The following is a 14,943-nucleotide window of genomic DNA, read 5'->3' on the forward strand; positions in this document are numbered from 1 at the left end:
TCCCGGGAATTCCGGAATTCGAAGGGAAACGCGGTCGTTTCCCCGAAAACGACGTCATTTTACGCCAAAAGATTCTGCCCGTGAAAATCATCTTTCGCGGCTTCCGCTTCGGTCTTGATGAAGTCCGTCAGCATCCGTATGCGCGGTGTGTGAGCGACGTCCTGATGGGCGATGCACCAGTAATAGCGTTCGAGATGAATCTCCTTCGGAATGACTGGGACAAGGTCGGGATAATGCCGCGCCATGAAGTTCGGCATCACGCATAACCCCAGCCCCTTTCGCGTGGCGGCAAGCTGCGCATGAATGCTGGAGCTCTGATAGAAGGCACGGGCGCCCGGCAGAATCTCCCGATGGTAATCGAGGCCGGGCGTGAAGATCATGTCTTCGATGTAGCCGATGATGCGGTGGGAGGCCAGGTCGGACCTCCGGCGCACCGGCGGGTGGCTTTCAAGATATTCCCGTGTCCCATAAAGAAACAGCCGGTACATGGTGATTTTTTCATAGTGATGTGAGCCCGCCCGGTTGGTGGACAGGGTCACCGACATGTCCGCCTCGCGCCGCGACAGTGAAACGATCTGCTGGATAATGAGGAGCTCGATCGACAGAGAGGGCAGGGAGCTGGCGAGATCGGGCAGGCGGTCGGCCAGGAAGAAATTGCCGAACCCTTCCAGCGTGCTGATGCGCACAACGCCGCTGACCGAGGTGGCGTCACCTGCGAGTTCGCTCTGCACGTGAGCGGCTTCGCGCTCGATCACTTCGGCCCGCTCCACCATCTTTTCGCCGGCCGCCGTCAGAAGATAGCCGCGCGGGTTGCGCTCGAAGAGCCGTGTTCCCAGCGCCTGTTCAAGCCTGTCGATGCGGCGCGAAACCGTGGCGTGATTGGTCCGCAGCTTGCGCGCCGCCGCCGAAAGCTGCCCCGTTCGCGCGACGGCGAGGAAATACTGCAGGTCGTCCCAGGAAAATGGTCGCATCGCTCTGTACGTTTTTGCACCGTATTTGTGCAAAAATAATGAGTTGTGTACGGAAAGGTCAATGCTATGACTATAGGCATGGTCGTGCATGAGGGAAGGGAGGCCCGGTTCGCACCGGCTCCAGCCCCCAGAATTGCCATGCCGATTTCCTGCAGGGAGATGTGCGGAGGAGCACGAGCACGCCCTGCGGTTCAGGATAACCGCTTCCGGGCGCGCTGCACTGGCTTGCGGATCACCGTTTTGGGAGGAGAAATCGATTATGAAGTTACTTGCGCTTGCATCCATGGCCCTGATGACGGCCACCGCCATTCCGGCTATGGCCCAGGTTTCCGATGAAAAGGTGAAGATCGGCATCCTGAACGACCAGTCGGGTGTCTATGCCGACTTTGGTGGAAAGTGGTCTTATGAGGCCGCGCTGATGGCGGTCGAGGATTTCGGCGGCACGGTTCTCGACAAGCCCATTGAGGTCATCACCGCCGATCACCAGAACAAGCCCGACATTGCCGCCAACATCGCCCGCCAGTGGTATGATACCGAACAGGTGGATGCGATCATGGAACTGACCACCTCGTCGGTGGCTCTGGCCGTGCAGGGCATCTCGAAAGAGAAGAAGAAGATCAACATGGTCACCGGCGCGGCGACCACGGAACTGACCGGCGCACAGTGCTCGCCCTACGGTTTCCACTGGGCCTATGATACGCATGCTCTCGCGGTCGGCACCGGCGGCGCGCTGGTGGAGCAGGGCGGCGACACCTGGTTCTTCCTGACTGCCGACTATGCGTTCGGCTATTCGCTGGAAGAGCAGACCGGCAATTTCGCCAAGTCCAAGGGCGGTGAGATTTTGGGTGCCGTGCGCCATCCGCTCGCCACCACCGACTTTTCGTCCTTCCTCCTGCAGGCTCAGGCCTCGGGCGCCAAGGTGATCGGTCTGGCGAATGCCGGTCTCGATACGGCGAACGCCATCAAGCAGGCTGCGGAGTTCGGCATCGTTGCCGGCGGGCAGCGCCTTGCAGCCCTTCTGTTCACACTGGCCGAGGTTCATGGCCTTGGCCTTGAAGCCGCGCAGGGCCTGACACTGACGGAAGGCTTTTACTGGGACCGTGATGATGAATCGCGTGAGTTCAGCCGGCGCTATTACGAGCGCACGAACCGCATGCCCAACATGATCCAGGCGGGAACCTACTCGGCGGTGACCCAGTATTTGAAGGCCATCAAGGAAGCCGGCACTGATGAGACGGACGCCGTTGCCAAGCTTCTGCACGAGATGAAGGTAGACGACCTCTTCGCCCGTGATGCGACGGTGGGTGCCAATGGGCGTCTCTTGAACGACATGTATCTGATGGAAGTGAAGAAGCCCGCCGACAGCAAGGAACCGTGGGACTATTACAACGTCCTTGCCACCATTCCGGGCGAGGAAGCCTATATCAAACCCTCTGAAAGTGGCTGCTCTCTGGCCAGCCAGTGACGGAGGCCATCATGACGAAAGCGCCGGTTTCCGGCGCCGCCAGTGATGCAGAGCCGCGGGTGGTGCTTACCGCCCGTGGTCTGCGGCGCGATTTTGCCGGGTTCGTAGCCGTCAAGGATGTCGATCTCGACGTACGGCACGCGAAGATTCACGCGCTGATCGGCCCGAACGGGGCCGGCAAGACCACGGTTTTCAATCTCCTGACCAAGTTTCTGGCGCCCAGTGCCGGGCGCATTGAGTTCATGGGGCGCGACATCACCAGCACCCCGCCCGCCAGGGTGGCGCGGCTGGGGCTGGTGCGGTCGTTCCAGATCTCGGCTATCTTTCCGCATCTGAGCGTGCTCGACAATGTGCGTGTCGCGCTGCAGCGCCCGGGCGGGCTCGGCTATCAGTTCTGGCGCTCGCTCGGCAGCCTCGACCTCTTGACCCCACGCGCGGAACAATTGCTGGAGACGGTCGGGCTTCAAAACGAACGCAACAGAATGGCGGGCGACCTCTCCTATGGCCGCAAGCGCGTTCTGGAAATTGCCACCACGCTGGCGCTCGATCCCAAGGTTCTTCTGCTTGATGAGCCGATGGCCGGCATGGGGCATGAAGATGTGGAGACGGTCGCCGACATCATCCGCGATGTAGCGAAGGATAGGGCGGTTCTCATGGTCGAGCACAATCTCAAGGTTGTTGCCGATCTCTGTGACTGGATCACGGTGCTTCAGCGTGGCGAAATCATCGCCGCCGGCGATTACGCGACCGTGAGCCAGGACGAACAGGTGAAGGTGGCCTATATGGGGACGGCCTATGACGAGTGAGCACGGCAAAAAGCCGCTTCTTTCCGTCCGCGATCTGCATGCCTGGTATGGCGAGAGCCACGCACTGCACGGTGTGAACCTCGACGTGGCGGAGAGCGAAACCGTCACGCTGCTTGGCCGCAATGGCGTCGGCAAGACGACGACGCTGCGCGCGATCATGGGCATTATCCGCAAGCGCAAGGGCGTGATCGACTTTGCGGGGCAGGATCTGATCCACACGCCGCTGCATCGCACGGCGCATGCCGGGCTTGGCTTCGTGCCCGAAGAGCGCGGCATCTTCGCCACGCTGTCGGTGGACGAGAACCTGCTTCTGCCGCCTGTTGTCTCTGAGGGAGGCATGAGCATTGACGAAATCTTCGAGCTGTTCCCCAATCTGAAGGAACGGCGCAACAGCCAGGGCACGAAGCTTTCCGGCGGCGAACAACAGATGCTGGCCATTGCCCGTATGCTGCGCACCGGCGTGAAGCTGCTCTTGCTTGACGAACCGACTGAAGGGCTTGCGCCCGTGATCGTGGAGCGCATCGGCGAGGTGCTGGCAACGCTCAAGGCGCGCGGCATGACGATCCTGCTGGTTGAGCAGAATTTCCGTTTTGCAAGCCGCGTTGCCGATCGCTTCTACCTGATGGAACACGGCCAGATCACCGCGAGCTTCCCGGCATCCGAGCTGGATCAGCGCATGGAGGAATTGCACGAGGTGATTGGAGTTTGATGACATGACCATGATCTTCGGAATCCCGATCCAGGCCTTTCTCGGCCAATTGCTGGTCGGCCTCATCAACGGCTCGTTCTATGCGATGCTGAGCCTTGGGCTCGCCATCATCTTCGGCCTGTTGCGGGTGATCAATTTCGCCCATGGCGCGCAGTACATGCTGGGTGCATTCATCGGCTACCTGCTTCTGGCGCATCTGGGCATCGGCTATTGGCCGGCGCTGATCCTCGTGCCCCTGCTGGTGGGGCTGAGCGGCATGGCGATCGAGAAGGTTGCCCTGTCCCGGCTTTACAATGTGGACCCGCTCTATGGCCTGCTCTTCACCTTCGGGCTGGCGCTCGTGCTGGAAGGCGCGTTCCGCTATTTCTATGGTGTATCGGGGCAATCCTATATGCCGCCATCACAGCTTTCCGGCGGCACCAATCTTGGCTTCATGTTCCTGCCGAATTATCGCGGCTGGGTGGTGGTGGCGTCGCTCATCATCTGCATCGGCACATGGCTTCTGATCGAAAAGACCAAGCTTGGCGCCTATCTGCGCGCGGCGACGGAAAACCCGACGCTGGTGCAGGCCTTCGGCGTGAACGTGCCCCTGCTTCTGACGTTGACCTATGGCATCGGCTCGGCACTTGCCGGCCTTGCCGGCATCATGGCCGCGCCCGTCTACCAGGTGAGCCCGCTGATGGGGTCGAACCTCATCATCGTGGTGTTTGCCGTTGTGGTGGTGGGCGGCATGGGGTCCATCCTCGGCGCCATCGTGACCGGCTATATGCTCGGTCTCGCCGAAGGGCTGACCAAGGTGTTTTATCCGGAAGCGTCCAACATCGTGATCTTCGTGATCATGGCGATCGTGCTCCTGGTGCGGCCCGCCGGACTGTTCGGGAAGGATGCGTGACATGGCTGAACTGACAAGTACCGGCATCGACCGGCAGACCCGTGCCCGCACCGAATGGCTTCTCGTGGGGCTGGGCATTGCGGCGCTGATCGCTGCACCGTTTTTCCTCTACCCCGTCTTCCTGATGAAGATGCTGTGCTTTGCGCTCTTTGCGGCGGCGTTCAACCTGCTGCTTGGTTATACGGGCCTGCTTTCCTTCGGCCATGCGGCCTTCTTCGGCGGAGCGGCCTATTTCACCGCCCATGCGGTGAAGGAATGGGGCTGGACGCCGGAATTCGGCGTGCTTCTCGGCGTGTTCGGCGCGGCGGTGCTGGGGCTGATCATCGGCTTTTTCGCCATCCGGCGGCAGGGCATCTACTTCGCCATGATCACGCTGGCGCTGGCGCAGATGTTCTACTTCTTCTGCGTGCAGGCTCCCTTCACCAAGGGGGAGGACGGCATTCAGGGCGTGCCGCGCGGTCACCTCTTCGGCTTCATCGATCTGAGCGTGCCACTCAACATGTATTTCTTCGTGCTGGGCGGCTTCCTGATCGGCGTCTTTGCCGTCTGGCGCATCGTGCATTCGCCTTTCGGCATGATCCTGAAATCGATCCGCGAGAACGAGAATCGCGCAATCTCGCTCGGCTACAGCGTTGCGCGCTACAAGCTTGCAGCCTTCGTCATGTCGGCGACGCTGGCGGGGCTGGCGGGCGCGATGAAGGCGCTGGTTTTCCAGTTCGCAACGCTGACGGACGTGACATGGCAGATGTCGGGCGAGGTGATCCTCATGACACTGCTCGGCGGCATCGGCACGATGCTTGGCCCCATTGTCGGCGCCGGGCTGGTCGTGACGCTGCAGAACTATCTTGCCACGTCGGAGTTCCCGGTAACGGTGATCACCGGCGCGATCTTCATGATCTGCGTGCTTCTGTTCCGGCGCGGCATTGTGGGCGAAATCCTCGCGCGGTTTTCGCGCGGGGAGAGCGATGCGCGCTGACGGTGATGACGGAGACATTCGACTATATCGTCGTCGGCGCGGGGACGGCCGGATGCCTTCTGGCCAACCGCCTGTCTGCCGATCCGAAGGTTTCGGTGCTGCTTCTGGAGGCGGGCGGTAAGGATAACTACGCCTGGGTGCATATCCCGGTTGGTTATCTCTACTGCATCTCCAACCCGCGCACCGACTGGTGCTTTACCACCGAAAGCGAGGCCGGGCTGGGCGGGCGTTCGCTCGCCTATCCGCGCGGCAAGGTTCTGGGTGGCTGCTCCTCCATCAACGGCATGATCTACATGCGCGGGCAGGCGCGCGATTACGACCGCTGGCGGCAGATGGGCTGCGCCGGCTGGGCCTGGGACGATGTGCTGCCCTTTTTCAAGAAACCCGAAGACTACTACCGGGGCGCGGACGACATGCATGGCGCCGGCGGCGAATGGCGCGTGGAAGAGGCGCGTGTGCGTTGGGACATCCTCGATGCCTTTCAGGATGCGGCTGAAGCGCTTGGTGTTCCAAAGGTCGACGATTTCAATCGCGGCGACAATGAAGGCTCGTCCTATTTCCGCGTGAACCAGCGCGGCGGCATACGCTGGAATGCGTCGAAAGCCTTCCTGAAGCCCGTGCGGCACCGGCAAAATCTCCGTGTTGAGACAGGCGCGCATGTGCGCCGGCTCATCGTGGAGGAGGGGCGCGTCACGGGTGTCGCCTATGAGCAGAACGGGGAGGTGCGTGACGCGCATTGCCGGGCTGAGGTCGTTCTGTCGGCCGGGGCCATTGGCTCGCCGCACATTCTCGAACTGTCGGGCATTGGGCGTGGGGAGGTGTTGCAGGCGGCGGACATCCCCGTGGTCTTCGAGCAGAATTCGGTGGGCGAAAACCTGCAGGACCATCTCCAACTGCGCTGCGCCTACAGGGTTTCGGGCATCCGCACGCTCAACGAACAGGCAAGCCGGCTGACCGGCAAGGCGGCGATTGCGCTCGAATATCTTCTGAAACGGTCGGGGCCCATGTCCATGGCGCCAAGCCAGCTTGGTCTTTTCACGCGCTCGGACGAAACGCGCGAAACGGCCAATCTGCAATATCATGTGCAGCCGCTTTCGCTCGACAAGTTCGGCGATCCTGTCCATCCTTTCCCGGCCTTTACGGCGAGTGTGTGCAACCTGCGGCCAGATAGCCGGGGCTCCGTGCATCTCACCTCGAAGGATTTTCGGAAGCAGCCGGCCATCCGACCCAATTACCTGTCGACTGAGAGCGACCGGCAGGTGGCCGCCGATGCAATCCGATTGACGCGCCGTATCGTCGCGCAACCGGCCCTGCAGCGCTATCGGCCCGAAGAGTTCAAGCCGGGGCCGGGCTATCAGAGCGAGGAAGAACTCGTTGAAGCGGCGGGCCAGATCGGTACCACGATCTTCCATCCTGTTGGCACCTGCCGGATGGGGGCGGACGAGGAGGCGGTGGTGGATGAAAGGCTTCGGATGCGTGGGCTCCATGGCCTGCGCATCGCCGATGCGTCGGTGATGCCCGCCATCGTTTCCGGCAACACCAACTCGCCGACGCTGATGATTGCGGAAAAGGCAGCGGCGATGATCCTTGAGGACGCGCGATAGGTCGGCCGCCATGGTCTTGCGGGGCGAATAGCTGTTGACTTCCTGAATTCTGACGATTATTGAAAATCATCAGGAATAGGATGATGAAACAGATTACGCGCACCCGCACCGATCCGGAGGAAACCCGCAGCCGCATTCTGGAAGTGGCCGAGAATTTCTTCCGCAGCATTGGCTATCAGAAGACCTCCGTTGCCGATATTGCGGCGGAAGTGGGTATGAGTCCGGCTAATGTCTACCGGTTTTTCCCTTCAAAAGGCGCGATCAACGAGTGCATCTGCGGGCGGATCGTCGAGGAAGTGGCGGCGATCGCCTTTTCCATAGCACGGACCAACGCGCCGGCGCCGGAGAAGCTGTCGCGGCTTCTGACGTCGATCCACGAGCACAACAAGGCGACGCTGATTAAGGAAAAGCGCACCCACGAGATGGTTGCGGCTGCGATGCAGGAAAACTGGTCGATCATCAAGGCGCATATCGAACGCATGACGACGATCCTCGAAGGCATCATCCGCGAGGGTGTCGAGGCAGGCGATTTCGATGTCGATGACCCGGCGGAGGCTTCACGCAGTGTGAAGCGGGCCTTCATGACCTTTATGCATCCGCAGATGATCGAGCACTGCATTCTGCATGGCGAGGACACGGAAGAGGGTCTTCGAGAGCAGATTCGCTTCATTTTGAAAGGGCTGGGCAAGACAGGCTGACGCCACGAAAGGCGGGGCGGCACTGGTATGCGCGCGCTCAAATAATGATAAATATTGAGAATCATCAGTTAACAACGTTTACAAGGTAGGGGCTCATGCCGCTGACGATACCGAAACGGATTGTTCTTCTGGGCGCGATGGCGCTTTCACTGGCCGCCTGCCAGGAAGAGGAGGTGGCCGAGCGTCCCGATCCCGTCGTGCGGGTGGCGACGGTGCGGCTTTCCCCGCTTGCGGAGACACGCACGTATACGGGCACCATCGTGCCGCGCACCGAAGTGGCTGAGGCGTTTCGCGTCGGTGGCAAGGTGGCTGAACGGCGTGTCGATGTGGGGGACGCGGTGAAGGCCGGAGAGGTTCTGGCGCGGCTCGACCCAATCGATCTCAACTTGCAGCTTGAGCAGCAGCGGGCAGCACTTACGGCAGCGCGGGCAAGCCTCGCCAAGGCTAAGACCGATCTCGAGCGGGCGCGCACACTGTTCAAGCGCGGGCACGTGACCCAGGCAGCGCTTGATGCACAAGCGCTGGCCGTCGACGAAACGCGGTCGCGCTTCGAGCAGGCCGAGCGCGCGGTCGCCCTTGCCGAAAACCAGATGGGCTATGCCGAACTCACGGCATCCGCCGACGGCGTGGTGAGTGCCGTGGGTGTGGAGGCCGGGCAGGTCGTCTCGCCCGGTCAGATGGTGGTAAGCGTGGCGCGGCTGGATGAAAAGGAGGTCGAGGTCTCGATCCCCGAAAGCCGCCTCGCTGATCTGGAAGGCCCCACCGCGGAGGTTTCGCTGTGGGCCGGTGACGGCCTTTACGCCGCAAAGGTGCGCGAGATCGCGCCGGAGGCCAACGGCACGAGCAGGACCTATCCGGTGCGCTTCTCCGTGCCGGAGGCGGATGCAAATGTCCGGCTCGGCATGACCGCCACCGTTTCGCTCACCAAAGGAGATCCGTCACCGGTCGCGCGCATACCGATGACGGCGGTTCTCGACGATGGCCGGGGCCCGGTCGTGTTCGTAGTCGATCCCCCCTCGCACGAACTCAAACGCCGCCCGGTCGTCGTCGAGGCCTATCAGTCGCGCAATGCGATTATCGCGGAGGGCCTTGAGGATGGCGACAGGATCGTCACGCTCGGTGTCCAGAAGCTGCAGGATGGCGAACGCGTCCGGCTCGCCGAAATCCAGTCTGCCAGCGCTGACTGACCGGAGGCCATGATGCAGCGTTTCAACCTTTCGCAGTGGGCCGTCACCCACCAGACACTCGTCCTGTTTCTAATCATCGTTCTTTCGCTGGGCGGCGCCTATTCTTATGCGCGGCTGGGCCGTGCAGAGGATCCGAGCTTTACGATCAAGGTCATGGTTGTGAATGCCATCTGGCCGGGCGCCACGGCCGAGGAGGTTCAGCGACAGGTCGCCGACCCGATCGAGAAGACGCTGCAGGAAGTGCCCTATTTCGACAAGGTGCGCACCTATTCCAAACCCGGCTCCACCTTCATGCAGGTGCAGCTGGAGGACACGACGCCGCCGGGCGAGGTGGCCGACATCTGGTATCAGATCCGCAAGCGCGTCGGCGACATTCGCGCCTCGCTGCCGCAGGGCGTGATCGGCCCCTTCTTCAACGACGAATTCGGCGATGTGGACAGCGCGCTCTACATGCTGACCGGCGACGGCGCGACGATGCGCGATCTGAAGGACGCGGCGGAAGACATCCGCCAGCGGCTTCTGCGCGTGCCGGACGTGGAGAAGGTGCGTTTTTACGGCGCTCAGGACGAGCGCATCTTTGTCGAGTTTTCCCATTCCAAGCTTGCCACTCTGGGCATCGACCCGCAGGTGATCTTTAATTCCATCGCGGCACAGAATGCGGTGACGCCCTCGGGCGAGATCGAGACGGCATCCGACCGGGTGTTTTTGCGCGTGGAAGGGGCACTGAAGGGCGTGGAGGCCGTGGCCTCGGTGCCTGTTGCTGTAAACGGCACCGTGTTCCGCCTTGGCGATATCGCGGATGTGCGGCGTGGCTATGAAGACCCGCCAAGCTTCACCGCGCGTCATGAGGGAGAGCAGGCACTCGCCATAGGCGTGGTCATGGCCGAAGGCGCTAACATTCTCACGCTGGGTGAAAATCTCGATCAGGCAATGGACGGGATCAAGGCCGATCTTCCGGTCGGTCTGGAACTCGACATGATCGCCAACCAGCCGGAAGTCGTGCAGGACTCCGTCGGCGAGTTCATCAAGGTTTTTCTGGAAGCGCTGGCTGTCGTTCTGGCGGTGAGCTTCCTGTCGCTCGGCTGGCGCACCGGCATCGTTGTCGCGCTGGCGGTGCCGCTGGTGCTCGCCATCGTGATGATCGTGCTCGACATTCTGGGCATGAGCCTGGAGCGCATCACGCTCGGCGCGCTCATCATCGCGCTTGGTCTTATGGTGGACGATGCGATCATCGCCGTCGAGATGATGGTGGTGAAGATGGAGCAGGGCTATGACCGGCTGAAGGCGGCGACCTTCGCCTGGACCTCGACGGCCTTTCCCATGCTGACGGGGACGCTGGTAACGGCAGCGGGCTTTCTGCCGGTCGGCTTTGCGCAGTCGACGGCGGGCGAATATGCCGGCGGCATTTTCTGGGTGGTCGGCATTGCGCTGGTGGCGTCGTGGTTCGTGGCGGTGATCTTTACGCCCTATATCGGCGTCAAGCTCCTGCCCGATTTTCACAAGCACGGCGCTGCCGTGGCAGAGGGTGGCGATCATCACGATATCTACGACACGCGCCTCTACAACGCGCTTCGCCGGATCGTGGAATGGTGTGTCTCCTGGCGCTGGGTGGTGATTGCGGCGGTGATTGGGCTTTTTGCCGTCTCCATCTGGTCTTTCGGCTTCGTCCAGCAACAGTTCTTCCCGACCTCGCCACGCCCCGAACTGATGGTGGAAATCCGTTTGCCGGAAGGCGCGCCGATCAAGGCCACCGAAGCCTCTGCCCGTGTCATGGAAGAGGTGATTGCGGCTGACGAAGAGGTGCTGACCTACTCCACCTACACGGGTGCCGGCGCACCGCGCTGGTTCCTCGCTTCCAACCCCGAATTGCCGAAGCCGAATTACGCGATCATCGTGATGTACACGGAGGACGCGGCAGCGCGCGACCGGGTCAAGGAGCGGCTGCAGACCTATATCGCCGAGGGCGGCCTGCCTGAAGCGCGGGTGCGCGTCACGGAGCTGGTGTTCGGTCCGCCCGTGGGCTTCCCCGTTCAGTTCCGTGTCATTGGCGCGGACCCGCTGGAGGTGCGCCGCATCGCCTACGAGGTGCGTGATGTTATGGCGCAGAACCCCAATGCGCTTGATCCCAATCTGGACTGGAACGAACAGGCGAAATCCATCCGGCTCGAAGTCGATCAGGATCGTGCACGGGCGCTCGGCCTGACGCCGCAGGATATCGGCCGCACGCTGCAGACCCTGCTTTCAGGCCTGACGGTGACCTCTGTCCGCGACGGCATCGAGCAGGTGGATGTTGTGGCGCGTGCGGTGGAGAGCGAAAGGCTCGACATCGAGCATCTGGGCGACCTGACGATTGCCACGCGCGGCGGCGCGCCGGTGCCGCTGTCGCAGGTGGCGAGGGTGGTCTATGGCCATGAAGAACCGATCCTGTGGCGGCAAAACCGCGATATGCTGATCACGGTGCGCGCCGATGTGCCTGCAGGTGTGCAGCCGCCGGATGTTTCCTCGCAGATCCTGCCGACCCTTCAGCCGCTGATGGAGAACCTGCCGGTGGGCTACCGCATCGAAATGGGGGGCGCCATCGAGGAAAGCGCCAAGGCGAACGCTGCCCTGTTCGATGTGTTCCCGATCATGGTGCTGGCCATGCTTACCATCCTGATGATCCAGCTCCAGAGCTTCTCGCGGCTCGCCCTGGTTTTTGCCACCGCCCCGCTCGGTCTCATAGGCGCGGCGTTCGGGCTGTTGATCTTCAACCAGCCCTTCGGCTTCGTGGCTCTGCTCGGGCTGATCGCGCTTGCCGGCATGATCATGCGCAACACGGTGATCCTGGTCGATCAGATCAAGGCCGATCAGGAAGACGGGATGCCTGAATGGACCGCGATCATCGAGGCGACAGTGCGCCGCACACGGCCTGTGGTTCTAACGGCGCTTGCCGCCATCCTCGCCATGGTGCCGCTCTCGGGCAATGTGTTCTGGGGACCGATGGCCTTTGCCATCATGGGCGGTCTGACCGTTGCGACGGTGCTGACGATCCTGTTCGTGCCGGCGCTTTATGCCGCCTTCTACCGCGTCCGGCGGCCGGGCGCTGAGCAGGGAGCCGATGCCGGTATTGCAGTCCAGGACAACGAACAACTCGCGCTGCCACAGGCGGCCGAGTAAAGAGGGGCGGCGGAATTCATTGCTCGCGTTCCGCCGCCTTTCTGTTTTATGTCAAATTCGGATTGTCGCTCAGGCCTGCCAGGCAATCTCCGGCTTTTCGCGCCAGGCGAAGCGTGTGAGGTGATCGTCGATCACATTTTGAGCACGGGCAAGCTCCTCATCCGTTTTGGCGCTGCACTCGATGGTAAGCGCTGCCTCATCCGCACGCATGATGCAGTCACCGAACGGGAAATCCACCTTGCCCCGCGCGGCGTCGTAATCGACGCTGACCTTGTGGGCGAAATGCTTGCAAAGCTGCTGCAGATATTTCGAGGCGTGCTCCGTGGTCACGACGGCTTTGGATTGCAGCATGAGAAATGTCTCCGGGAAAAAACAATGCTGAAACTGTGTGGCAGATTGTCCATACAGATAAGTTGAACAACACAATCATATTTGCTAACCGACATGCTGACAAGGGCGTTGTCGGTTGGCCGGACCATGGGTCGGCAGATTTCTCCTTTTCATCCTTCCAGACATTTGGAGCATGTCGATGATCTCGAAATTCAACTTACTCGCCGGGCGTTTCCTGGCTTCCGCCATCGCGCTTGCGGCGTTCCTGCCGGGTTATGCCAATGCCGGGGAGATCATTGTCAAACATGCACAGGGCGAAACCGTTTTGCCGGACACGCCGAAGAAGGTGCTGACATTCGATCTCGCCACGCTGGACACCCTTGATGCGCTGGGTGTCGAGGTTGCGGGCGTTCCCAGCGCTTTGATCCCGGCCTATCTCTCCAGATACGAAGGGGGCGACTACGCGAAGATCGGTTCGCTTTTCGAGCCCGATTTCGAGGCCGTGAATGCGGCAGGGCCTGACCTCATCATCGTGGCGGCTCGATCCGCAGCGCAGTATGAGGCGCTCTCAAAGATCGCGCCAACCATCGACCTGACCATTGATCCCGACAATTTTTTGCAGGGCGCTGAAGAGAATGCGCGCAAGCTGGGTGTGATCTTCGATAAAGAAGACGCTGCGGGTGCACTGATCGAAAAGCTCGACAAATCCGTTGCCGCGCTGCGCGAGACCGCAAAGGATGCCGGTAAGGGCCTCATCATTCTGACAAACGGCGGCAAGGTTTCGGCCTACGGTCCCGGCTCGCGGTTCGGCTGGCTGCATGACGATCTTGGCGTGCTGCCTGCCGTCGAGGATGTTGAGGCGGCCACTCACGGCGAGGCCGTTTCCTTCGAGTTCATCCTCAAGACCAACCCGGACTGGCTCTTTGTCGTCGACCGCGATTCGGCTGTTGGCAGCGACGGCCAGTCGGCCAGACAGACTCTCGACAACGAACTCGTCGCCGCCACCACGGCCGCCAGGGAAGGCAATATCTACTATGCCGACGCGGTCCGCTGGTATCTGGTCGGTGGCGGCATGACTGCCCTCCAGGCGGAAGTCGACGCGATCACCAAGGCAATGAGCGCGGTCGACTGACAGGGCCATGCAAGCCGCCGCCAGCATGTCCGTCCGTTTTCGCCCCGTCGCCGGCCTGGTGCTGGCGGTCGGGTGCGTTGCTGTTCTGGCTGTCATCAGCCTTCTCATCGGCGTGGCCGACATGCCGCTGGGCGATCTCATAAGCGGCGATGGCAGCGCGCAGGCCATTCAGCTTCTCCTTGTCAGCCGCATACCCCGCACGCTCGCACTGGTGCTCTCGGGCATGTCCATGGGGGTTGCTGCGCTCATCATGCAGATGCTGTTCCGCAACCGCTTCGTGGAGCCGACGACCACCGGCATGGTGGAAGCGGCAAGCCTTGGCCTGCTGGTGGTGGCACTGCTCGCGCCGGGCCTGCCCATTTTCTCCAAGATGGTCGTCGCCTCGGGTTTCGCCCTCGCAGCGACCTTCATGTTCCTCCGTCTTGTCTCGAAAATTCCAGCGGGCTCCAGCCTGATTGTGCCGCTCCTCGGGCTGATGTTCGGGGGCGTGATCAACGCGGTAACAACCTTCTTCGCCTATCGCTATGATCTGATTCAGTCGCTCGCCACATGGATCAACGGTGACTTTTCCGGTGTTCTGCGGGGACGCTACGAGTTGCTGTGGGTCGCAGGCGGTCTGGCCGTGCTGTCCTATCTGGCGGCGGATCGCTTCACGGTGGCCGGGCTCGGTCAGAGTTTCACCCGCAATCTTGGCCTGAACTACGGGCGCATTCTCGCCTTCGGTCTGGTTATCGTGTCCATGGTCTCGGCTTCGGCGGTGGTGACAGCTGGCACGGTGCCCTTTCTGGGGCTTATTGTTGCCAATGTCGTCAGCCTGACCGTGGGCGACAATCTGCGGCGCGCCCTCCCGTGGGTGGCGCTTTCGGGTGCGGGCTTTCTGCTCGCCTGCGATATTGTCGGGCGGGTGTTGCGTTTCCCCTATGAGATTCCGGTTGGCACGGTGGCGGGTGTCTTCGGTTCCGGCATCTTCCTCTATCTCCTCCTTCGGCGGCGGGCGCGCTTTGGCTAGGCAGGCTT

The 14,943-nt window shown here is 61.6% G+C and carries 13 protein-coding genes; 11 read left to right on the forward strand and 2 right to left on the reverse strand.

Annotated elements, in window-relative coordinates; all coding sequences use genetic code 11:
- Positions 1-59 precede the first annotated feature (59 nt).
- Complete coding sequence (locus BLW55_RS15215) at positions 60-971, reverse strand: LysR family transcriptional regulator (RefSeq protein ID WP_007006875.1); 912 nt, start codon at positions 969-971, stop codon at positions 60-62.
- A 259-nt stretch (positions 972-1,230) separates the two neighbouring features.
- Between BLW55_RS15215 and BLW55_RS15220 the strand changes: the two genes are divergently transcribed.
- The 9 genes from BLW55_RS15220 (at position 1,231) to BLW55_RS15260 (ending at position 12,464) form a co-directional block, all read left to right on the forward strand.
- On the forward strand, positions 1,231-2,436 hold the full coding sequence (locus BLW55_RS15220) for an ABC transporter substrate-binding protein (protein ID WP_090329358.1): 1,206 nt from the start codon (positions 1,231-1,233) through the stop codon (positions 2,434-2,436).
- An 11-nt stretch (positions 2,437-2,447) separates the two neighbouring features.
- Complete coding sequence (locus BLW55_RS15225; RefSeq protein WP_090330017.1) at positions 2,448-3,242, forward strand: ABC transporter ATP-binding protein; 795 nt, start codon at positions 2,448-2,450, stop codon at positions 3,240-3,242.
- Positions 3,232-3,951, forward strand: coding sequence for an ABC transporter ATP-binding protein (locus BLW55_RS15230; RefSeq protein ID WP_090329359.1), 720 nt, complete (start codon positions 3,232-3,234; stop codon positions 3,949-3,951). The genes BLW55_RS15225 and BLW55_RS15230 overlap by 11 nt, the downstream gene beginning before the upstream one ends.
- Before the next feature lie 4 nt (positions 3,952-3,955).
- On the forward strand, positions 3,956-4,843 hold the full coding sequence (locus BLW55_RS15235) for a branched-chain amino acid ABC transporter permease (protein WP_007006880.1): 888 nt from the start codon (positions 3,956-3,958) through the stop codon (positions 4,841-4,843).
- The gene (locus BLW55_RS15240; RefSeq protein ID WP_370671622.1) at positions 4,836-5,819 is read left to right on the forward strand and encodes a branched-chain amino acid ABC transporter permease; all 984 of its coding nucleotides are present in this window, start codon (positions 4,836-4,838) and stop codon (positions 5,817-5,819) included. Before BLW55_RS15235 ends, BLW55_RS15240 begins: the two co-directional genes overlap by 8 nt.
- 5 nt (positions 5,820-5,824) lie before the next feature.
- Positions 5,825-7,423 carry a GMC family oxidoreductase gene (locus BLW55_RS15245; RefSeq protein WP_090329360.1) on the forward strand — a complete coding sequence of 533 codons (1,599 nt, stop codon included), beginning with the start codon at positions 5,825-5,827 and terminating at the stop codon, positions 7,421-7,423.
- A gap of 83 nt (positions 7,424-7,506) precedes the next feature.
- Positions 7,507-8,121 carry a TetR/AcrR family transcriptional regulator gene (locus BLW55_RS15250; RefSeq protein WP_025029570.1) on the forward strand — a complete coding sequence of 205 codons (615 nt, stop codon included), beginning with the start codon at positions 7,507-7,509 and terminating at the stop codon, positions 8,119-8,121.
- A 95-nt stretch (positions 8,122-8,216) separates the two neighbouring features.
- Positions 8,217-9,308, forward strand: a complete 1,092-nt coding sequence (locus BLW55_RS15255) for an efflux RND transporter periplasmic adaptor subunit (RefSeq protein ID WP_090329361.1) — start codon at positions 8,217-8,219, stop codon at positions 9,306-9,308.
- A gap of 12 nt (positions 9,309-9,320) precedes the next feature.
- Positions 9,321-12,464 carry an efflux RND transporter permease subunit gene (locus BLW55_RS15260; RefSeq protein WP_090330018.1) on the forward strand — a complete coding sequence of 1,048 codons (3,144 nt, stop codon included), beginning with the start codon at positions 9,321-9,323 and terminating at the stop codon, positions 12,462-12,464.
- Between the two features lie 69 nt (positions 12,465-12,533).
- On the opposite strand, the gene BLW55_RS15265 is transcribed toward BLW55_RS15260, so the two are convergent.
- Entirely contained in the window at positions 12,534-12,815 is a 282-nt protein-coding gene (locus BLW55_RS15265; protein ID WP_007006888.1) for a DUF2218 domain-containing protein, read from the reverse strand.
- Positions 12,816-12,993: 178 nt separating this feature from the next.
- Between BLW55_RS15265 and BLW55_RS15270 the strand changes: the two genes are divergently transcribed.
- Together BLW55_RS15270 and BLW55_RS15275 are read left to right on the forward strand one after the other, a co-directional pair.
- The gene (locus BLW55_RS15270) at positions 12,994-13,926 is read left to right on the forward strand and encodes a siderophore ABC transporter substrate-binding protein (protein ID WP_090329362.1); all 933 of its coding nucleotides are present in this window, start codon (positions 12,994-12,996) and stop codon (positions 13,924-13,926) included.
- Between the two features lie 25 nt (positions 13,927-13,951).
- Positions 13,952-14,935 (forward strand): ABC transporter permease, encoded by a 984-nt coding sequence (locus BLW55_RS15275; protein WP_177175091.1) that lies wholly within the window; start codon positions 13,952-13,954, stop codon positions 14,933-14,935.
- The last annotated feature ends 8 nt before the right edge of the window (positions 14,936-14,943 follow it).

The sequence above is a fragment of the Nitratireductor aquibiodomus genome (genome assembly GCF_900105565.1).
GTDB lineage: Bacteria > Pseudomonadota > Alphaproteobacteria > Rhizobiales > Rhizobiaceae > Nitratireductor > Nitratireductor aquibiodomus.